The 16,642-nt window shown below is 65.8% G+C and carries 25 protein-coding genes and 1 tRNA gene; 17 read left to right on the plus strand and 9 right to left on the minus strand.

Translation table 11 applies throughout. The features are described 5' to 3' along the window. Positions 1–11: 11 nt before the first annotated feature. The 10 genes from infC (at position 12) to ACZK0Z_RS07140 (ending at position 6,511) form a co-directional block, all read left to right on the plus strand. The gene (gene infC, locus ACZK0Z_RS07095; RefSeq protein WP_019660568.1) at positions 12–554 is read left to right on the plus strand and encodes a translation initiation factor IF-3; all 543 of its coding nucleotides are present in this window, start codon (positions 12–14) and stop codon (positions 552–554) included. A gap of 265 nt (positions 555–819) precedes the next feature. Then, positions 820–1,017: a 50S ribosomal protein L35 gene (gene rpmI, locus ACZK0Z_RS07100; protein WP_005410436.1), complete on the plus strand. Its 198-nt coding sequence runs from the start codon at positions 820–822 to the stop codon at positions 1,015–1,017. Between the two features lie 11 nt (positions 1,018–1,028). After that, positions 1,029–1,388 (plus strand): 50S ribosomal protein L20, encoded by a 360-nt coding sequence (gene rplT / locus ACZK0Z_RS07105; RefSeq protein WP_005410435.1) that lies wholly within the window; start codon positions 1,029–1,031, stop codon positions 1,386–1,388. 193 nt (positions 1,389–1,581) lie between these two features. Beyond that, a complete protein-coding gene (locus ACZK0Z_RS07110; protein WP_005417865.1) occupies positions 1,582–2,577 on the plus strand; it encodes a phenylalanine--tRNA ligase subunit alpha in 996 nt (331 codons plus the stop codon). An 87-nt stretch (positions 2,578–2,664) separates the two neighbouring features. Continuing rightward, positions 2,665–5,046, plus strand: coding sequence for a phenylalanine--tRNA ligase subunit beta (gene pheT / locus ACZK0Z_RS07115; protein WP_197620252.1), 2,382 nt, complete (start codon positions 2,665–2,667; stop codon positions 5,044–5,046). A 27-nt stretch (positions 5,047–5,073) separates the two neighbouring features. Next, the gene (locus ACZK0Z_RS07120; protein ID WP_005410432.1) at positions 5,074–5,373 is read left to right on the plus strand and encodes an integration host factor subunit alpha; all 300 of its coding nucleotides are present in this window, start codon (positions 5,074–5,076) and stop codon (positions 5,371–5,373) included. Beyond that, positions 5,354–5,710: a MerR family transcriptional regulator gene (locus ACZK0Z_RS07125; protein WP_005410431.1), complete on the plus strand. Its 357-nt coding sequence runs from the start codon at positions 5,354–5,356 to the stop codon at positions 5,708–5,710. Before ACZK0Z_RS07120 ends, ACZK0Z_RS07125 begins: the two co-directional genes overlap by 20 nt. A 68-nt stretch (positions 5,711–5,778) precedes the next feature. After that, positions 5,779–5,855, plus strand: a tRNA-Pro gene (locus tag ACZK0Z_RS07130). 117 nt (positions 5,856–5,972) lie between these two features. Continuing rightward, the gene (locus tag ACZK0Z_RS07135) at positions 5,973–6,173 is read left to right on the plus strand and encodes a hypothetical protein (RefSeq protein WP_014037933.1); all 201 of its coding nucleotides are present in this window, start codon (positions 5,973–5,975) and stop codon (positions 6,171–6,173) included. After that, complete coding sequence (locus ACZK0Z_RS07140; RefSeq protein ID WP_049430374.1) at positions 6,170–6,511, plus strand: low molecular weight protein tyrosine phosphatase family protein; 342 nt, start codon at positions 6,170–6,172, stop codon at positions 6,509–6,511. Before ACZK0Z_RS07135 ends, ACZK0Z_RS07140 begins: the two co-directional genes overlap by 4 nt. Here the strand turns inward: ACZK0Z_RS07140 and ACZK0Z_RS07145 are convergent. Both ACZK0Z_RS07145 and ACZK0Z_RS07150 read right to left on the minus strand, forming a co-directional pair. After that, entirely contained in the window at positions 6,490–6,708 is a 219-nt protein-coding gene (locus tag ACZK0Z_RS07145; protein ID WP_370671861.1) for a hypothetical protein, read from the minus strand. The genes ACZK0Z_RS07140 and ACZK0Z_RS07145 overlap by 22 nt on opposite strands. Further along, positions 6,705–7,214, minus strand: coding sequence for a DUF3011 domain-containing protein (locus ACZK0Z_RS07150; protein WP_099551918.1), 510 nt, complete (start codon positions 7,212–7,214; stop codon positions 6,705–6,707). The genes ACZK0Z_RS07145 and ACZK0Z_RS07150 overlap by 4 nt, the downstream gene beginning before the upstream one ends. A 240-nt stretch (positions 7,215–7,454) precedes the next feature. Between ACZK0Z_RS07150 and ACZK0Z_RS07155 the strand changes: the two genes are divergently transcribed. Next, positions 7,455–7,850, plus strand: coding sequence for a hypothetical protein (locus ACZK0Z_RS07155; RefSeq protein WP_197620259.1), 396 nt, complete (start codon positions 7,455–7,457; stop codon positions 7,848–7,850). Between the two features lie 24 nt (positions 7,851–7,874). On the opposite strand, the gene ACZK0Z_RS07160 is transcribed toward ACZK0Z_RS07155, so the two are convergent. Continuing rightward, on the minus strand, positions 7,875–8,567 hold the full coding sequence (locus tag ACZK0Z_RS07160) for an aspartate/glutamate racemase family protein (protein WP_106548812.1): 693 nt from the start codon (positions 8,565–8,567) through the stop codon (positions 7,875–7,877). 151 nt (positions 8,568–8,718) lie between these two features. Here ACZK0Z_RS07160 and ACZK0Z_RS07165 point away from each other — a divergent pair, with 151 nt between their 5' ends. The 3 genes from ACZK0Z_RS07165 to ACZK0Z_RS07175 all read left to right on the plus strand — a co-directional run bounded on the left by ACZK0Z_RS07165 (position 8,719) and on the right by ACZK0Z_RS07175 (position 10,358). Further along, on the plus strand, positions 8,719–9,351 hold the full coding sequence (locus tag ACZK0Z_RS07165) for a cation transporter (protein WP_197620249.1): 633 nt from the start codon (positions 8,719–8,721) through the stop codon (positions 9,349–9,351). Between the two features lie 97 nt (positions 9,352–9,448). After that, on the plus strand, positions 9,449–10,090 hold the full coding sequence (locus ACZK0Z_RS07170) for a LysE family translocator (protein WP_164146825.1): 642 nt from the start codon (positions 9,449–9,451) through the stop codon (positions 10,088–10,090). A 94-nt stretch (positions 10,091–10,184) separates the two neighbouring features. Continuing rightward, entirely contained in the window at positions 10,185–10,358 is a 174-nt protein-coding gene (locus ACZK0Z_RS07175) for a DUF1328 domain-containing protein (RefSeq protein WP_049430366.1), read from the plus strand. Positions 10,359–10,382: 24 nt separating this feature from the next. On the opposite strand, the gene ACZK0Z_RS07180 is transcribed toward ACZK0Z_RS07175, so the two are convergent. The 4 genes from ACZK0Z_RS07180 to ACZK0Z_RS07195 form a co-directional block, all read right to left on the minus strand. After that, positions 10,383–10,715 carry an SMR family transporter gene (locus ACZK0Z_RS07180; protein ID WP_049430384.1) on the minus strand — a complete coding sequence of 111 codons (333 nt, stop codon included), beginning with the start codon at positions 10,713–10,715 and terminating at the stop codon, positions 10,383–10,385. A gap of 13 nt (positions 10,716–10,728) precedes the next feature. Then, positions 10,729–11,301 carry a TetR/AcrR family transcriptional regulator gene (locus ACZK0Z_RS07185; protein ID WP_111113478.1) on the minus strand — a complete coding sequence of 191 codons (573 nt, stop codon included), beginning with the start codon at positions 11,299–11,301 and terminating at the stop codon, positions 10,729–10,731. A gap of 92 nt (positions 11,302–11,393) precedes the next feature. Next, positions 11,394–11,627 (minus strand): DUF1653 domain-containing protein, encoded by a 234-nt coding sequence (locus ACZK0Z_RS07190; protein WP_049430363.1) that lies wholly within the window; start codon positions 11,625–11,627, stop codon positions 11,394–11,396. A 12-nt stretch (positions 11,628–11,639) separates the two neighbouring features. Further along, positions 11,640–11,924 (minus strand): hypothetical protein, encoded by a 285-nt coding sequence (locus tag ACZK0Z_RS07195; protein ID WP_197632662.1) that lies wholly within the window; start codon positions 11,922–11,924, stop codon positions 11,640–11,642. Between the two features lie 404 nt (positions 11,925–12,328). On the opposite strand from ACZK0Z_RS07195, the gene ACZK0Z_RS07200 reads away from it, so the two are divergent. From ACZK0Z_RS07200 to ACZK0Z_RS07210, 3 genes are all read left to right on the plus strand, one after another. Continuing rightward, positions 12,329–12,535: a hypothetical protein gene (locus ACZK0Z_RS07200; RefSeq protein ID WP_049430358.1), complete on the plus strand. Its 207-nt coding sequence runs from the start codon at positions 12,329–12,331 to the stop codon at positions 12,533–12,535. 129 nt (positions 12,536–12,664) lie between these two features. Next, the gene (locus ACZK0Z_RS07205; protein ID WP_197632663.1) at positions 12,665–13,228 is read left to right on the plus strand and encodes a DUF3011 domain-containing protein; all 564 of its coding nucleotides are present in this window, start codon (positions 12,665–12,667) and stop codon (positions 13,226–13,228) included. 168 nt (positions 13,229–13,396) lie between these two features. Continuing rightward, positions 13,397–13,600 carry a hypothetical protein gene (locus ACZK0Z_RS07210; protein ID WP_049430354.1) on the plus strand — a complete coding sequence of 68 codons (204 nt, stop codon included), beginning with the start codon at positions 13,397–13,399 and terminating at the stop codon, positions 13,598–13,600. 171 nt (positions 13,601–13,771) lie between these two features. Here ACZK0Z_RS07210 and dxs read toward each other — a convergent pair whose 3' ends face one another. Then, positions 13,772–15,679: a 1-deoxy-D-xylulose-5-phosphate synthase gene (gene dxs, locus ACZK0Z_RS07215; protein ID WP_049430382.1), complete on the minus strand. Its 1,908-nt coding sequence runs from the start codon at positions 15,677–15,679 to the stop codon at positions 13,772–13,774. A gap of 105 nt (positions 15,680–15,784) precedes the next feature. After that, on the minus strand, positions 15,785–16,450 hold the full coding sequence (locus ACZK0Z_RS07220) for an HNH endonuclease (protein ID WP_019336875.1): 666 nt from the start codon (positions 16,448–16,450) through the stop codon (positions 15,785–15,787). Positions 16,451–16,642 lie beyond the last annotated feature (192 nt).

A 16,642-nucleotide genomic window follows, 5' to 3' on the forward strand; every position in this document is an offset into this window, starting at 1 on the left:
GTTCGATACCCTTGGGAGAACGTAATATCAGCACCCCTGACAACAAACAGAACCGCAAGAATCAGGAAATCCGTGTGCCGCGCGTCCGCGTGATCGGCAGTGACGGAGAAATGATCGGCGTGTTGTCGCGCGACGAAGCGCTGTCCATGGCCGAAGATGAAGGCCTGGACCTGGTCGAGATCCAGCCGCAGGCCGATCCGCCGGTCTGCAAGATCATGGACTTCGGCAAGTTCAAGTTCGAAGCGCAGAAGAAGGCCAGCGAGGCCAAGAAGAAGACCAAGCAGGTCGAGATCAAGGAAGTGAAGTTCCGTCCGGTCACGGACGAGGGCGACTACCAGATCAAGCTGCGCAAGATGCGCGGGTTCCTCGAGGATGGTGACAAGATCAAGGTCAACATCCGCTTCCGTGGCCGTGAAATGAGCCACCAGGAACTGGGTCGCGAAATGGCCAACCGGATCGAGGCCGATCTGGGCGAGGACATCGTCATTGAATCCCGTCCGCGCCTGGAAGGGCGTCAGATGGTCATGATGATCGCGCCGAAGAAGAAGACCTGAGGCCTGACGGGCCGCCTTCCGGGGCGCCTGGCTGAATGGTTCAGGGTAAGGGGGCGCCGCTGGCGTCCCTTTGCTTTTGCAGGAGGCCGGTGAATTGCCGGTAAAGGGTTGCAGGGGCTGGTGGCAGGGCGGTTTTGCCTGTATCATGCCCGGCTCGACCCACCCAGGACGGGTCGTACGCCGATCATGGCAGGACGGAAAGAGCGGCCCAGGCCGCCGCCAGATCAGTCAGAAACCAGGGTCATATCCCATCAAGGACATTGCAATGCCCAAGATCAAGACCAACCGGGCAGCGGCCAAGCGTTTCCGCAAGACCGCCTCGGGCAAGTACAAGTGCGGCCACGCCAACCGTAGCCACATCCTCACGAAGAAAGCGACCAAGCGTAAGCGTAATCTGCGTCAGACGGGCCATGTCCGTGCAGAAGACGCAGGCCGTCTGGACCGCATGCTCCCTTACCTCTGAGGAACTGAAAAATGGCACGAGTTAAGCGTGGCGTACAGGCGCGTCGCCGCCACAAGAAGATTCTGGATCTCGCCAAGGGCTATTACAACGCCCGTCGCAAGGTCTTCCGCGTCGCCAAGCAGGCGGTCATCAAGGCACAGCAGTACGCCTACATCGGCCGTAAGCAGAAGAAGCGCAACTTCCGTTCGCTGTGGATCACCCGTATCAATGCGGCTGCCCGCATCAACGGCCTGAGCTACAGCCGCTTCATGAACGGTCTGCTGAAGGCCGGCATCACCCTGGATCGCAAGGTCCTGGCTGACATCGCCGTGCACGACGCAGCCGGTTTTGCTGCGCTGGCCGAAAAGGCCAAGGGCGCGCTGGCGGCATAAGTCCTTCCCGATGCCGTAACCGTTCACTCGGAACGGTGTCAGGTCAAGGCAATGCATGGGGAAGGGCGCAAGTCCTTCCCCATTCTTTTTTGGGTCCCGGCGAGGCCACGACGGCAGCGCGGGGACGGCGGTGGCGACAGGGGTCGGCCCTTCGCGCATCGCGATGGCAGATCGACTGGAGTTCCGGCCCCCCATGAGCGACATCCAATCCCTCACCACCCAGGCGCTGGCCGATGTGGCCGCCGCACAGAGCCCCGACGTGCTGGAACAGCTGCGCGTGGCCCTGCTTGGCAAGAGTGGCAGCATCACTTCGCAGCTCAAGCAGCTCGGCGCCCTGCCGGCCGACGAGCGCAAGGCCGCCGGTGAAGCGATCAACCAGGCCCGTGACGCGCTGACCCGCGCGCTGGGCGAGCGCAAGGCGCTGCTGGAAGACGCGGCACTGGATGCGCGCCTGGCCGCCGAAGCCATCGACATCACCCTGCCGGGCCGCAATGGCGACCGTGCCGGCCTGCACCCGATCACCCGCACCCTGGAACGCATCACCGGCATCTTCGGCCGGCTGGGCTACGAGCTGTCGGAAGGGCCGGAGATCGAGGACGACTGGCACAACTTCGAGGCGCTGAACTTCCCGCCGCACCACCCGGCGCGCGCCATGCACGACACCTTCTACTTCGGCGACGGTCGCCTGCTGCGTACGCATACCTCTGGTGTGCAGGTGCGCTACATGGGCGACCACGCGCCGCCGCTGCGCATGATCGCCGCCGGCAAGGTGTACCGCAGCGACAGCGACCAGACCCACTCGCCGATGTTCCACCAGGTCGAAGGCCTGCTGGTGGACGAGCATTCGACCTTCGCCGACCTGAAGGGCACGCTGGCCGAGTTCGTGCGCGCATTCTTCGAGCGCGACTTCGAGATGCGTTTCCGTCCCAGCTACTTCCCGTTCGTTGAACCGGGCGCGGAAGTGGACATCGCCTGGCAGCAGCCCGATGGCAGCACCCGCTGGCTGGAAGTGCTCGGCTGCGGCATGGTGCATCCGAACGTGCTGCGCAACGTCGGCATCGATCCGGAGCGCTACACCGGCTTTGCCTTCGGCATGGGCGTGGAGCGTTTCGCGATGCTGCGCTACGGCGTCAATGACCTGCGCGCGTTCTTCGAGAACGATGTGCGGTTCCTGAAACAGTTCGCGTAAGCCGCAACCATGTAGAGCCGAGCCATGCTCGGCTGCTCCTAAATTCGCAGGCCCAGGCGCATGCGCCGGGCCCACCAGGGTGACACCATGAAATTCTCCGAAAACTGGCTGCGCAGCCACGTCCCGACCTCCGCCTCGCGCGATGAACTGAGCGCGGTGCTGACCGCCATCGGCCTGGAAGTGGAAGAGGTGACCGCGCTTGGCGAAGGCCTCGACCACGTGGTCGTGGCTCGCATCGTCGAAGCCGTGCGCCATCCCGAAGCCGATCGCCTGCAGGTGTGCAAGGTCGATGCCGGGCAGGGCGAGCTGCTGCAGATCGTGTGCGGCGCACCGAACGCGCGCCCGGGCCTGGTCGCGCCGCTGGCGATGGTCGGTGCGCAGATCGGCGAGCTGAAGATCAAGCCGGCCAAGCTGCGTGGCGTCGAATCCAACGGCATGCTGTGCTCGGCCAAGGAGCTGGGCCTGGACAATGATGCATCCGGCCTGCTGGAGCTGCCGGACGATGCACCCGTCGGCCAGTCCCTGGTCGAGTATCTGGGGCTGCCGGACGCCAGCATCGAGATCAAGCTGACCCCGAACCGCGCCGACTGCTTCAGCCTGCGCGGCATCGCCTACGACGTCGCCGCGGCCACCCGCAGCGAAGTGCTGGATTTCGCCGCCGATGCCATTGCGCCGGTCGGCAGCCGTGAACTGTCGATCCAGCTCGATGCCGGCGCCGAAGCGCCGCGTTACCTGGGCCGCGTCATCGAAGGCGTCAACGCCGCCGCCAGGACCCCGCTGTGGATGGCCGAGCGCCTGCGCCGCAGCGGCGTGCGTCCGGTCTCGCTGCTGGTCGACATCACCCAGTACGTGATGCTCGAGCTGGGCCAGCCGATGCATGCCTACGACCTCGGCACCCTGCAGGGCAGCATCGCCGTGCGCCGTTCGCGCGCGGGCGAGAGCCTGAAGCTGCTGGACGGCCGTGACGCCGCGCTGGACGACAGCTTCCTGGTGGTCACCGATGCCGACCGTGCGGTCGGCCTGGCCGGCCTGATGGGGGGCTTCGACACCCGCGTCACCGATGACACCGCCGCGGTGTTCCTGGAGGCCGCGCACTTCGCGCCGGCCGCGATCATGGGCCGTGGCCGCAAGCTGGGCCTGCACACCGATGCCGGTCATCGCTTCGAGCGTGGCGTCGATCCGGCACTGCCGCGCACCGCCATCGAATACGCCACCCGCCTGGTGCTGGACCTGGCCGGCGGTACCCCGGCGCCGGTCACCGAGGCCGTGCGTGAAGCCGATCTCCCGCAGCCGGCAACCATCGTGCTGCGCCGCGCCCGCATCACCCGCGTGCTCGGCATCACCATCGACGACGCCGAAGTCGAGCGCATCCTGCGCGCGCTGGGCATGGACGTGGCTGCCACGGCCGAGGGCTGGCAGGTCGCCGCGCCGAGCCGTCGCTTCGACATTGCCATCGAAGAAGACCTGATCGAAGAACTGGCCCGCATCCACGGTTACGAGCAGATCCCGACCACGCTGCCGGGCGGTGCCTCGCGCGTGGCGATGCCGAGCGAGACCCAGCTGGACGCGCTGAGCGTGCGTCGCCAGCTGGTCGCCCGCGACCAGCAGGAAACCGTCAACTTTGCCTTCGTCGACGACGCGCTGCTGACCCAGTGGCAGTTGCGCGACGGCCTGGTGCCGCTGGCCAACCCGCTGTCGGCGGAACTGGCGGTGATGCGCCCGTCGCTGCTGCCGGGCCTGGTCGCCACCCTCGGCCGCAATGCCGCGCGCCAGCTCGGCCGCGTGCGCCTGTTCGAGATCGGGCGCGTGTTTGTCCAGCAGGCCGGGGACGGCCAACCGGCACCGCTGGAAACCCCGCGCGTGGCCGCTGCGGTCTGTGGCGATGCGCAGGCGGTGCAGTGGGGCCTGCCGACCCGCAAGGTCGACTTCCACGACCTGAAGGGCGACCTGGAATCGCTGGCCGCGGCCAGTGGTGCGCAGCTGGAGTTCCGCCCGTCGGCCCGTCCCTATGGCCACCCGGCGCGTTCGGCCGAGGTGTTCCGCGATGGCGTGGCGATCGGCTGGATCGGCCAGATCCACCCGCGCCTGGCCAGGGCGATGGACATCGAAGCCGACGTCTATGCCTTCGAACTGGACCTGGAACCGCTGGCCGCCCGTCGCCTGCCGCGTGCGGGCGAGCTGTCGCGCTTCCCGGCAGTGCGCCGTGACCTGGCGTTCCTGGTGCCTGAACAGGTGGCCTGGGCCGACCTGGCGGCGACCGTCCGCCAGGCCGCCGGCCCACTGCTGCGCGACCTGAACCTGTTCGACCGCTATGTCGGCCAGGGCGTCGAGCCGGGATTCAAGAGTCTCGCTATGGGCTTGATTTTGCAGGACAAGTCGCGCACTCTGACGGACCGCGACGTGGATGCGGTGGTGGCCGAGGCGGTCACTGCCATCGAGCGTGAACACCACGCCCGGATCCGCGGCTGAGCGGGCAGCACTCGGGGGTAGCAGGCAATGGCATTGACCAAGGCGGAGATGGCGGAAAAGCTGTTCGACGAAGTCGGTCTGAACAAGCGGGAAGCCAAGGAATTCGTCGACGCGTTTTTCGATGTGCTGCGTGAAGCATTGGAACAGGGACGTCAGGTGAAGCTGTCGGGCTTCGGTAATTTCGATCTGCGGCGCAAGAACCAGCGCCCGGGTCGCAACCCCAAGACCGGCGAGGAAATTCCGATTTCCGCCCGTACGGTGGTCACCTTCCGTCCGGGCCAGAAGCTCAAGGAGAGGGTGGAAGCTTATGCTGGATCCGGGCAGTAACCGCGAACTACCGCCGATCCCGGCCAAGCGCTACTTCACCATTGGTGAAGTCAGCGAGCTGTGCGACGTCAAGCCGCACGTCCTGCGCTACTGGGAAACCGAGTTTCCCAGCCTTGAGCCGGCCAAGCGCCGAGGCAACCGCCGCTACTACCAGCGCCACGACGTGCTGATGGTGCGGCAGATCCGCAGCCTGCTGTACGAACAGGGCTACACCATCGGTGGTGCACGCCTGCGCCTGGATGGCCCCGATGCCCGCGAGGAATCGGCGTTGAGCAACCAGATCATCAAGCAGGTGCGCATGGAGCTGGAAGAAGTGCTGCAGTTGCTGCGCCGCTGATCCCATTTCCATCGTAATCCGCTATACTTCACGGCCCGCCGCACTGGCGGGCACATCGCAGCATCAGTCGGGGCGTAGCGCAGCCTGGTAGCGCATCTGCCTGGGGGGCAGAGGGTCGTCGGTTCGAATCCGGCCGTCCCGACCACTGTGATGAATCAAGAAGCCTGCGCAGCGATGCGTGGGCTTTTTTGTGAGCGCGGTGTATGCTGCGCGCCACTCGTACTACCGCGGCTGCTGAACCCGGTACTCACGAGAACACATCATGGAATCTGCAAGAAACCGTGCCTGGCGTCGCAGCCAGGCTCGCAACCGCGGTGGCGACCGCGCTACGACCGCCTACAGCTACAAGCCCGAGAAGAACTGGAAGCTGCTGTATACGCGCGATGCCAAGCTCGCGCGTGCACGCCAGCTGGGCTTCACCTATCCGGTCCTCAGCGCCCGCCAACTGCAGGAACAGGAATGATCAACCTGCTGTTCGTCTGCAGCCGCAACCAGCTGCGCAGCCCGACCGCCGAAGCCATGTGGCGACGGCGGCCCGGCTTCGCAGCGCTGTCGGCCGGCACCAGCCCACATGCACGACGCCCCATCGGCCCGGCGGATATCCGCTGGGCCGATGTCATCTTCGTGATGGAGGCCAAGCACCAGCATCGCCTGCAGGCCACGTACGCACGCCTGCTGGAACACAAGCGCCTGCATTGCCTGGACATCCCCGACGACTATCGCTGCATGGATCCGGTGTTGATGGACCTGCTGGACGCCAAGGTGGCCGTGTATCTCGATCAGCTGCCGGCAAAGCGGTAGATCAACTCCGGATCGCCTTTGTCCAGTCCATGCACGATGCCGTGGTCGATGAAACCGGGCGTGGCGAGCAAGCGTTGCATGCTGGTGCTGGTGCTGGTGCTGGATGCATGGGGCGAAGTGAAGCGCTTGCCATGGCCCTGCAGCGCGATGGCGTGCGCGTGAGCAATCGCTGCAGCCAGCGCGCGGCCGGCAGTCAATACACCCGGAACTCGGCCCTGCAGCCATCGCTGACCCAGATGCCGCGGCGGTCCCAGCCCCAGTTGTGGTCTTCGATGCAGGTCGTCACCGATTTCTGCTTGACCATGCGCACCTCATGACGCACGCGGATGCGGCATTCCTTGTCCTTCTTTTCGTAGGACTCACAGACCAGGCGTTCACCCTCATCGTCGCGATCACGGCCCCTGCCGCGTCCCGGCCAGCGGCCATGTTCATCGGCGACAAACTCGGCACGGCAGCCATCGGTCACCCACAGCATGCGACGGCTCTGGCCCCAGTTCTGGTTTTCCACGCAGCGGGTGACCGATAGTTGCCTGGCCAGGCGCATCGGGCCCTCGATCGGGCATTGCTCGGTCTTGTTGAACTGGGATTCGCAGCGAAGTGCGGGAATGTGCGCTGCGTCGTAATCCTGGGCAGCCACGGTGGTGGCTGCAAGCAGCATGGCCAGGGAGATGCCGCCAATCGGCAGCAGCAGGCGATGGGTCATGGGGGCCTCGTTGAGGGAGCGGGCGGCAAGAATGACCCAGCCCGGGTCCATTGGAACGCTTCGTTCCCGACGTGGCTCAGTGGGGATTTAGTAGTGCGCGCGGGTCCATGCAGAGGCTTACATCCCGTATCATCGCTGCACATCCGATCGCATCGGGTTACACCTTCTTACATGTCTTCCACGCCTGTCGGCGCGGCCTGTGGCGGCCGTCACTGGCGCGCGGCCGGCCTGTGGAGGACGATGCGCGGACCACGACGACCACAGGGGGTTGCGTTGATCAGCAGTATCGTCATTCATCGCTCGGTAGGCGCAGGCGCCGCCGAGGTGCAGGTCCTGGACACCACGTTCAAGGGCAAGCATGTGTTCGTTGCCTGGGGGCTGCGCGGGCCGGAACTGACCCGCAGCGCGGACCCGGCTGCCACTGTGGCTGCGCGCAAGGCGCTGCAGTCCGTGGCAGGGCACAGCGAAGGGCCGCGCAGCCCGGAAGTGTTCATTGCCAACCAGTCTGCGGTGGCGATCACCGTCTATCGCCTGCTCACCGATGCGCGCTCGGGAGATGGCGTCTTCTTCCTGTGCGATTCGCAGGCCGTGGTCGACTGGTTGATCACCGCGCTGGAAGTCCGCGACGCGGGCTGATTCCGCGTCGCGCATTGCGGCGTCTCAGCCGAGTGCTGCATCCACCGCAGCCAGCGCATGCAGGGTGGTGGTGTCGAACAGCGGTACTGCGCTGTCTTCCGGCCGTACCAGCAGCATGATCTCGGTACAGCCCAGGATGATCGCTTCAGCGCCGCGCTCGACCAGGCGCGCGATCACGCCGGCGTAGAGCTGCCGCGAGCGCTCGCTGACCACGCCGGCAATCAGCTCCTGGTAGATGATGTCGTGCACGTTGCGGCGGTCATCGGCGTCAGGCACCACTACCTCCAGGCCGAAGCGTTCCTGCAGGCGGCCTCGATAGAAGTCCTGCTCCATGGTGAAGGCCGTACCGAGCAGGCCCACTTTGCGCGCGCCTGCCTGCAGGATCGCAGTCGCGGTCGGATCGGCGATGTGCAGCAGCGGCAGCGTGCAGGCCGCCTCGATGCGATCGGTCAGCTTGTGCATGGTGTTGGTGCAGATCAGCAGCAGGTCGGCGCCGCCCGCCTGCAGGCGCCGCGCGCCATCGACCATGTGATCACCCAGGGCGTCCCAGTCGCCGTCGTGCTGCAGCTGCTTGATGCCGGCGAAATCCACCGACCACAGCAGCAGCTGCGCGGAGTGCGCGCCTCCGAGCCGCCGCCGGACCTGCTCATTGATGAGGCGGTAGTACTGGGCCGAACTTTCCCAACTCATGCCGCCGATCAGGCCGAGGGTCTTCATGCGCTGCTCCAGGGAAGAGGCGGCCATTGCAGCACAATGAGGAAGGGCATTGCACAACGCATGGGCGTTGGGCAGGCCACGCGGGTGGGGTCTGATCGACCCCGGTGCTGCTGCGGCGCGATAATGTTGCTACCAATGGGAGGGCAGGGCGATGGGCGAGTGTTGCGGCTGTGGCAAGACCCTGGACGTGGCGGCGATGCAGGCGCGGCACCGGCGCGTGCTGTGGATCGTGCTGCTGGTCAATCTGGCCACCTTTGCGTTGATGGTCGCTGCCGCCGGGTACAGCCATTCGTCCTCGTTGCTGTCCGGCGCCCTGGACAACCTGGGTGACGCGGCGACCTATGCGTTGAGCCTGGCGGTGGTCGGCGCAGGCCTCGTGGCCAAAGCGCGGGTTGCCCTGTTCAAGGGATTGCTGATCCTGGCGGCGGCCCTCGTGGTGGCTGCGCAGATCGGATGGCGGTTGCTGCACCCGGAGGTGCCCCTGTTTGCCAGCATGGGCCTGGCGGCGCTGCTCAACCTGGCCGCCAACGCGGCGTGCCTGTGGTTGCTGACCCCTTATCGCAACGACGACATCAACCTGGCGTCCGCCTGGGAATGCTCGCGCAATGACCTGTATGAGGGCGCATCGGTGTTGCTGGCCGCGGGCCTGGTAGCGCTGTTCGGTGCGGGCTGGCCGGATCTGCTGGTAGCGGTCGCACTGCTGGTGCTGTTCCTGCGCTCGGCGTTGCGGGTCCTGCGCTCGGCCTGGGAGGAACTGCGCAGCGCGCGCCTGCTGGCGTCGTGAGTGCGCGTCTGTAACCGTCGCATCCGCGCCAGGCTGTATGTGACGCAGGCCATGGCCACGCTCTAAGCTTGCTGGGTTTTCCTGCGTGGATGTTGAAATGGCCCTGCATACCTGGTGGTGGTTCCTGGCCACGGTCTTTGTCCTGTGCGGCACGCCTGGGCCGAACATGCTGCATATCCTCGGCCGCAGCGTCGGACTCGGCTTCCGCGGCAGTGTGCCGGCGATGGCAGGTTGCCTGCTGGCGATGCTGCTGGTGCTGGCGGCCTCCGCAGCGGGCCTGAGTGCGCTGCTGCATTCCTCGCCGATGCTGTTCGAGGTGCTGCGCTATCTGGGCGTGGCCTATCTGGCCTGGCTGGGCCTGAAGGCATGGCGCGACAGCTGCCGTCCCGCGCCTCCGGTGACGGTGGATGCCGCACTGCCGATGACGCCGACGCTTGGTGCCTGGACCGTGTTCCGTGGTGGCCTTCTGGTGGGTCTGAGCAATCCCAAGCTGCTGCTGTTCGCGGCAGCGTTCCTGCCGCAGTTCGTCGATCCGTCGCGCAGCCAGGCGGTGCAGTACAGCGTGCTGGTGGCCACCTTCGCCGCCTGCGAACTGTTCTGGTACGTGATGTACGCGGCCGGCGGTCACGGCCTGCGGCGTTGGCTCGCAAAGCCATTCGCGCGGCGCTGGTTCGAGCGCCTGGTGGGAAGTGTGTTCCTGGCGTTCGCGGTGGCGCTGCTGCGTTTCCGCCCGCGCTGATTCACGCCGTGCACGCGGCCTGTTCACGACTGCGGCATCGGCCGCAGCCTAAGTTGATCCTCCAGTTTGGAATCCCTGCGGGGAAAGGATCGACATGATCAAGTGGGCCATCATTTTCGCCGTCATCGGCATCATCGCGGGCGTGCTCGGCTTCGGTGGCATTGCCGGTGCCGCGGTCGGCATCGCCAAGTTCCTGTTCTGGGCCGGCATCATCATTGCCGTGGTGTTGTTCCTGCTCGGCATGAGCGTGGCCAAGAAGGTCAGCTAGCGCCGTGGTCGCGCGGCAGTGTGCTCAGTGCGCGCTGCTGCGCGAGAACAGGTTGATCACCAGCACGCCGGCGCAGATCAACCCGATGCCGATCAGGGCCGGTGCATCCAGGCGCTGCTTGAACACCACCAGCCCGATCAGCGAGATCAGCACGATGCCGACACCGGACCAGATCGCATAGGCGATGCCGGTCGGCACCGACTTCATGGTCATCGACAGCAGGTAGAAGCACAGCCCGTAGCCGACCAGTGCGCCCAGCGTCGGCGCCAGCCGGCTCATGCCATCGGAAGCCTTCAGCAGCGAGGTGGCGATCACCTCCAGCACGATGGCGGCAGCGAGATAGGCGTAGGGGTTCATCATCGGCTCCGGTTCACTGCGGGTCGCACAGCTTCAGCGCCTGCTCGGCCATCGCCACTGCGTTGATGCGCTCGTCTTCGTCCAGCGGGCGCCCGTAGGCGGTCGCCCAGTAGCCATCGGCGGCGCAGCGCGCGGCATACAGCCGTGGGTCGCCGGCTTCGTCAGGGAACTCGGCCAGCATCGCGCGCTTCCAGTCGCGCCAGTGCGCAAGCAGGCCCGGTTCCATCAGGTTGCCCAGGGTCAGGCCGATGTCGTTCTCCTGTTCCTGCTGCAGCAGATGTTCGAAGTTGGCCTGCACATAGGCACGGCTGAAACAGCCATGGCCCTTCGGGTTTTCCTGCAGCAGGGCACGCACGCGCGCTTCGAATTCGCCAATCAGTGCCCCGATGGCTTCGTCGACCAGGGCCTGCTTGTTGCTGAAATGATGGAACAGCGCGCCCTTGCTGACCCCGGCTGCCTGCGCGACGTCCTGGACGGTCAAGGCCGCCAGGCCCTGTTGGCCGATCACTGCGATGGTGGCCTGCAGCAGCGACTGGCGCACGCTGTCGGGCGCCTTGCGGCGCGAGCGGGAAGGGGATGCGGACATGGCAGGAAGAAACCGACTGGACGGTACGATTGTAGCGCAGGCTTTGCTTTGCGCTGCGCTGCCACCGCCGGCAAGAGGCCGGCAGCCTGGACTCAATCGCCGATACGTGCGAAGCGCGGTTGCGGTCCGTGTTCGCCAGGAACCTGTTCAATGAACATGGGATACGGACGGACCCAGAGGCCGCCTTCGCCATAGAGGGCGCGATACAGCACCATGGGCTGCAGGGTTTCACTGCTGCGCACGATGTCGATCACTTCGTACTCGCCGCCCTTGAAGTGGCGGTAGCGGCCCGGGGGGAGGGAGGGCAGCGGGCTCAATTCAGCCATGGCGGGCACTGCTCACTTGCGGGCCGGGCTGGCCGGCTTCGCGCAATAACTGTCGATGGCCTCGGCGGTATTGGCCAGGCCCTGGGCCTGCGCCAGTTCCCACGGGCGTTCGCATCGCTGGCTGTGCTCGCACCACTGGTAGCCGGCCGAACCGATGCAGCCGTGGGCATCTCGATCACCGCCGACAACCGGCGTGGCAGGCGAAGCAGCTGCGGCATCGGCGCGGGCGGCTGCCTGATCCTGGCTCGCGCAGGCGGCCAGGAGCAGCAGGGCTGGAATCAGAAAAAGCGCTTTCATCGGGCGGGCTCCGTGCCTAAAGCAACAGTGTCCGCCGTGCTCAATCCGGCATCAAGCACTCAATGCACGGCAGCGCGGATCAGCTCCTCGATCAGCACGACGTAGCTGGCTACGAAATAGAACTTCAGCAGCGTGCCGCGCTGCTGTGAGAAGAAGGTGCGCATGTGGAAGGGGCCCCTGTTGATGACGATAGTGTGAAGCTCCGCTGACTCCGTGACAAGGATCACGAAAATGAACTCGTTAAACCGGCTCAGGGTTGTGAGGGCGCGGGAATCCGACCCAATGGCGCGGCATTTTCGTACATGTCTGATAGGCCGCAGCGCAGGCGCTCGCTAGCCTGATGGTGTACCGGCTGCAGGAGGGGGCCGCTGCCGGTACATCTTTCCGTCCTGCAGGAGTTTTCCATGGTCATCACTGTCCAATGCAATGCACGGCACTGGTCCGTGCTGGATCCACGCGCCGGTGAGGCCAGCAGCTACGCGCGGGGTGCCGATGCGTTCGATGCCGCCGCAGCACTTGCCCTGGAGCATCACCGTCGCACCGGCCAGCGCAGCACGGTGCGGGTCGAGGCGCTGGGCAGCGCGGTGGATGCGTTGCACGTCGGCGGCTGAAGCCTCTCGGCGGCGCAGTCAGCCGCGGTTGAGTTGTTTGAATGGGGAAAAACCGTGGTGGTGTGCCCCCCTGTGCGCCGCGCCACGAATCCCGGATGCTTGCGCCATCGTATTCATCTGGAGATATCGATGGGCAAGGCACTCACCTGGCGCACTGCGGCCTGCGCCCTGCTGCCAATGCTGGCCGCCGCCGCCGGCGGCGCTCAGGCACAGAGCTACGGTTACGGCTATGACGATGACCGCTATGGCGGCCGTGAAGGCAGCGGCATCGTACGCTGCGAGTCGATCAAGAATCGTAGCAACGAGTGCCGCCTGGAGGGGCGGGCGCGGATGATCCGCCAGCTGTCCGGTTCGCCCTGCGTGGAAGGTGAGACCTGGGGCCAGTCACGCTACGGCGTCTGGGTAACCCAGGGCTGCCGCGCCGAATTCGTCGGTGAGTACCGTCGTGGTGGCGGCTGGGGCAATGGTGGAGGCTGGGGTAACGGCAATGGCAACGGTTGGGGCGGCGGTGAGGTGATCACCTGCCATTCCAATGGCCACCGCCAGGAGTACTGCGACGCCCGCATCCGCCGCGGCGTGCGCCTGGTTCGCCAGGATTCGCGCAGTGCCTGCATCGAGGGCCAGACCTGGGGCTGGGATCGCCGGGGTATCTGGGTCAGCGACGGCTGCCGGGCCCAGTTCCAGGTGAATTGAGCGTGGCCCTCTAAAATCAGAAAAATCTGATACAGCTCACATTTTGAACTGTCGTATCTTCTGCGATCAGGGCACCTCTGTGTGTCCCTGATCTGTTGCGATGATGCCTGCCGTGATCGGCAGGAATGTTCCGCTACCGTCGATACGCTGCCTCAAGGAGTGAGCCGCATGTTGATCCGCCTGCAATGCGAACAGCGCCAATGGCGCGTGCTGCATCCGGAACGGCCGGAGCCGATCGATTTCCGCGACGGTGCCCGGGCCTTCGACTTCGCTGAAACCCTGGCGCGCCTGCACTTTGTCGATACCGGGCAGCGCGCTGCCGTGCGCGTGGAAGCCAGCGGCGCCTTCGTGGAAGCGGTCAGCTACGGCTGAGCGCGGGGGCGCAGGTGGCGGCAACCGGGGGCTTTGTCCATGCCATCCACGCATGGCGTGGATCTACCGGGTGTGGCATCCACGCGTAGCGTGGATGCACCCTTTCGGGGAATGGATGCGTGTCTCCGGTAGATCCACGCCATGCGTGGATCCGCCGTCTGCTGAGCTGCTTCAGCCCGCCGCGCTCAGCGGTGGGGTACCCGCGGCCAGCTGAGGCCAACGCTTGAGTATCGCTGCACGGATGCCCGCAGCGTCGATGCCGGCTTCGGCCAGCAGGTCCTCGCGGCTGGCGTGGTGCTGGTAGCTGTCGGGCAGACCCAGGTGCAGGATCGGGCGCAGCACGCCTTCGGCATTGAGCAGCTCACCGACGCCGGAGCCGGCGCCACCGGCCACCACGTTGTCTTCGATCGTCACCAGCCCCTCGTGCTGGGCGGCGACAGCCAGCACCAGCTCGCGGTCCAGCGGCTTGATGAAACGCATGTTGACCACGCTCAGGCCCAGTTCGCGGCCAACCTGTTCGGCGGCGGCCACGGTGCTGCCGAAGGCGAGCAGGGCGATGCGGCTGCCCTGCAGGCGCAGCTCGCCCTTGCCGATCGGCAGGGTGGACAGGTCGGTGCCGGCGGCGACGCCGGTGCCAGTGCCGCGTGGATAGCGCACGGCGGCCGGGCCCGGGTGCTGCAGGCCGGTGCTGAGCATCTGCCGGCACTCCGCTTCATTGGATGGCGCCATCACCACCATGTTCGGCACGCAGCGCAGGAAGCTCAGGTCGAGGTTGCCGGCGTGGGTCGCACCGTCCGGGCCGACCACGCCGGCGCGGTCGATCGCGAACAGTACATCCAGGTCCTGGATGGCCACGTCGTGCACCAATTGGTCGTACGCGCGCTGCAGGAAGGTCGAATAGATCGCCACCACCGGCTTGCCCCCCTGGGTCGCCATGCCGGCGGCCAGCGTGACCGCGTGCTGTTCGGCAATCGCCACGTCGAAGTAGCGCTGCGGGTATTCCTTGCTGAAACGCACCAGGCCAGAGCCTTCGCGCATCGCCGGGGTGATGCCGTAGAGGCGTGGCTCGGCGGCGGCTGCATCGCACAGCCAGTCGCTGAACACGTCGGTGTAAGTGGGCTTCCTGGCGCCGGCCTTGGCCACCAGGCCCTTGTCCGGATCGAACGGACCCACCGCGTGATAGCCGATCTGATCGCCTTCGGCCGGCTCGTAGCCCTTGCCCTTTGTCGTCATCACGTGCAGCAGCTTCGGGCCCTTGGAGGCGCGCAGCGTCTTCAGCGTGGACAGCAGGGCGGGCATGTCGTGGCCGTCGATCGGGCCGGTGTAGTGGAAGCCCATTTCCTCGAACATCGTGGACGGCACGAACATGCCCTTCCAGTGTTCTTCCCAGCGCTTCACGAAGCGCGCCGGGTTGTTCTTCTTGTCGCCGAGGATCTTCTTGCCGCCTTCGCGCAGTGCATTGAGCGTGCGGCTGCCGGTGGCGCGGCCGAGCATCTTGGTCAGGCCGCCGACCGCCTCGGAGATCGACATGTTGTTGTCGTTGAGGATCACCAGCAGGTTCGGCTCCGGCTCCATGCCGCCGGCGTGCATCAGCGCTTCGAAGGCCATGCCGGCGGTCATTGCACCGTCACCGATCACCGCAACGACCTGGCGGTTGTCGCCTTCGGACTGGCGAGCGATGGCCATGCCAAGCGCGGCGGAGATCGAGGTCGACGAATGGCCGACGCCGAAGGTGTCGTACTCGCTCTCTTCACGTTTCGGGAACGGCGCCACGCCGTCCTTCTGCTTGACGGTGTGGATCTCGTCGCGGCGCCCAGTCAGGATCTTGTGCGGGTAGGTCTGGTGACCGACGTCCCAGACCAGCTGGTCCTGCGGGGTCTGGTACAGGTAGTGCAGGGCCACGGTGAGTTCGATCACGCCCAGGCCGGCGGCGAAGTGGCCGCCGCTCTTGCCCACCGATTCGATGAGGTAGGCGCGCAGTTCGTCGGCGACCGCCCTCAATTCGGATTCGTCGAACGTGCGCAGGTCATCCGGTGTCTGGATGCGCGCGAGGCGGGGATAGCGGGCAGAGTCGATCATCATGTTCGCACTTGTTCTGAATGCCCATTTTCGCCCTCAAACGGGGGTGGGGCAAGCAAACGCCGCCGCCCGTGACAGGACGGTGAGGGTTGCATTTTCGGCGATTCAAGTGCTCAGTTTTGAACGCTTCGGCAATTGCGCCTTCAGGAAGGCCATCTGGTCGGCCAGGATGTTGCGGTTGGACAGGATCAGATGCTCGATCCAGCTGGGCCGGTAGGGCACCGCCAGCAGGGGCATTCCGGCCTGCTGCGGGGTGCGGTCGCTCTTGCGCGAGTTGCAGTGGAAGCAGGCGGTGACCACGTTTTCCCAGCAGTCCAGGCCGCCTTTGGACAGCGGCATGACGTGGTCGCGGGTGAGTGTGGGGCGGTTGAACTGCTGGCCGCAGTACATGCACAGGTGGGCGTCGCGGGCGAACAGGGCCGGGTTGGTCAGGTTCGGCGTCGGGTCGATCGCGCGGGAGCGGGCGTGGCCGCGCGCGGCGATGATCGGGTGCAGGTCCATCCCGCTCTGCAGGCCGCTGAAGCGGTTGGTGCCGCCATGGATGTGCAGGCAGGGATCGCCGAGTGTCCAGGCGACGGCTTCGCGGGCGTAGAGGCACGCCGCGTCCTGCCAGGTGATCCAGTCCAGTACGCGTCCGTGGGCATCAAGCGAGAGCAGCCGGACGGAACCGGGTCGATGCAGCGTCGTGGCGTTGGGCGATGCTTCGGCGCCCGGAGCAGAAAACGGAGCTCCGGCTTCGATCAGACCCAAGCGTGTAGTGTCTGTCTCCATCGGGAGAACAGCTTATACCTGAATGTTGACGATTTGTGTATCGCCTGTGGGCGATACGCAAATCGCAACGATTCAGGTCCGCGCATTCTTCCTATTCCCCGCGCCTTCGGCGCGCCCCCTTTAACAAAAGGGGGCTTTTCTCCAGAGAGAGACTGGGGGCTGCCAAGCCGGGGTCGGATCCTTTTCCCGCAG

This window comes from Stenotrophomonas sp. 116085_Sma (genome assembly GCF_056479585.1).

Bases quoted from the DNA above. Each gene is read 5' to 3' on its own strand.
- dxs (WP_049430382.1), bottom strand. From the start codon at position 15,679: ATGATCGACTCTGCCCGCTATCCCCGCCTCGCGCGCATCCAGACACCG.
- ACZK0Z_RS07170 (WP_164146825.1), top strand. From the start codon at position 9,449: ATGGCCCTGCATACCTGGTGGTGGTTCCTGGCCACGGTCTTTGTCCTG.
- ACZK0Z_RS07185 (WP_111113478.1), bottom strand. From the start codon at position 11,301: ATGTCCGCATCCCCTTCCCGCTCGCGCCGCAAGGCGCCCGACAGCGTG.
- ACZK0Z_RS07190 (WP_049430363.1), bottom strand. From the start codon at position 11,627: ATGGCTGAATTGAGCCCGCTGCCCTCCCTCCCCCCGGGCCGCTACCGC.
- ACZK0Z_RS07195 (WP_197632662.1), bottom strand. From the start codon at position 11,924: ATGAAAGCGCTTTTTCTGATTCCAGCCCTGCTGCTCCTGGCCGCCTGC.
- ACZK0Z_RS07120 (WP_005410432.1), top strand. From the start codon at position 5,074: ATGGCATTGACCAAGGCGGAGATGGCGGAAAAGCTGTTCGACGAAGTC.
- ACZK0Z_RS07110 (WP_005417865.1), top strand. From the start codon at position 1,582: ATGAGCGACATCCAATCCCTCACCACCCAGGCGCTGGCCGATGTGGCC.
- ACZK0Z_RS07160 (WP_106548812.1), bottom strand. From the start codon at position 8,567: ATGAAGACCCTCGGCCTGATCGGCGGCATGAGTTGGGAAAGTTCGGCC.
- rplT (WP_005410435.1), top strand. From the start codon at position 1,029: ATGGCACGAGTTAAGCGTGGCGTACAGGCGCGTCGCCGCCACAAGAAG.
- ACZK0Z_RS07175 (WP_049430366.1), top strand. From the start codon at position 10,185: ATGATCAAGTGGGCCATCATTTTCGCCGTCATCGGCATCATCGCGGGC.
- ACZK0Z_RS07165 (WP_197620249.1), top strand. From the start codon at position 8,719: ATGGGCGAGTGTTGCGGCTGTGGCAAGACCCTGGACGTGGCGGCGATG.
- pheT (WP_197620252.1), top strand. From the start codon at position 2,665: ATGAAATTCTCCGAAAACTGGCTGCGCAGCCACGTCCCGACCTCCGCC.
- ACZK0Z_RS07140 (WP_049430374.1), top strand. From the start codon at position 6,170: ATGATCAACCTGCTGTTCGTCTGCAGCCGCAACCAGCTGCGCAGCCCG.
- ACZK0Z_RS07125 (WP_005410431.1), top strand. From the start codon at position 5,354: ATGCTGGATCCGGGCAGTAACCGCGAACTACCGCCGATCCCGGCCAAG.
- ACZK0Z_RS07200 (WP_049430358.1), top strand. From the start codon at position 12,329: ATGGTCATCACTGTCCAATGCAATGCACGGCACTGGTCCGTGCTGGAT.
- ACZK0Z_RS07135 (WP_014037933.1), top strand. From the start codon at position 5,973: ATGGAATCTGCAAGAAACCGTGCCTGGCGTCGCAGCCAGGCTCGCAAC.
- rpmI (WP_005410436.1), top strand. From the start codon at position 820: ATGCCCAAGATCAAGACCAACCGGGCAGCGGCCAAGCGTTTCCGCAAG.
- ACZK0Z_RS07220 (WP_019336875.1), bottom strand. From the start codon at position 16,450: ATGGAGACAGACACTACACGCTTGGGTCTGATCGAAGCCGGAGCTCCG.
- ACZK0Z_RS07155 (WP_197620259.1), top strand. From the start codon at position 7,455: ATGCGCGGACCACGACGACCACAGGGGGTTGCGTTGATCAGCAGTATC.
- ACZK0Z_RS07205 (WP_197632663.1), top strand. From the start codon at position 12,665: ATGGGCAAGGCACTCACCTGGCGCACTGCGGCCTGCGCCCTGCTGCCA.
- ACZK0Z_RS07180 (WP_049430384.1), bottom strand. From the start codon at position 10,715: ATGAACCCCTACGCCTATCTCGCTGCCGCCATCGTGCTGGAGGTGATC.
- ACZK0Z_RS07150 (WP_099551918.1), bottom strand. From the start codon at position 7,214: ATGACCCATCGCCTGCTGCTGCCGATTGGCGGCATCTCCCTGGCCATG.
- ACZK0Z_RS07210 (WP_049430354.1), top strand. From the start codon at position 13,397: ATGTTGATCCGCCTGCAATGCGAACAGCGCCAATGGCGCGTGCTGCAT.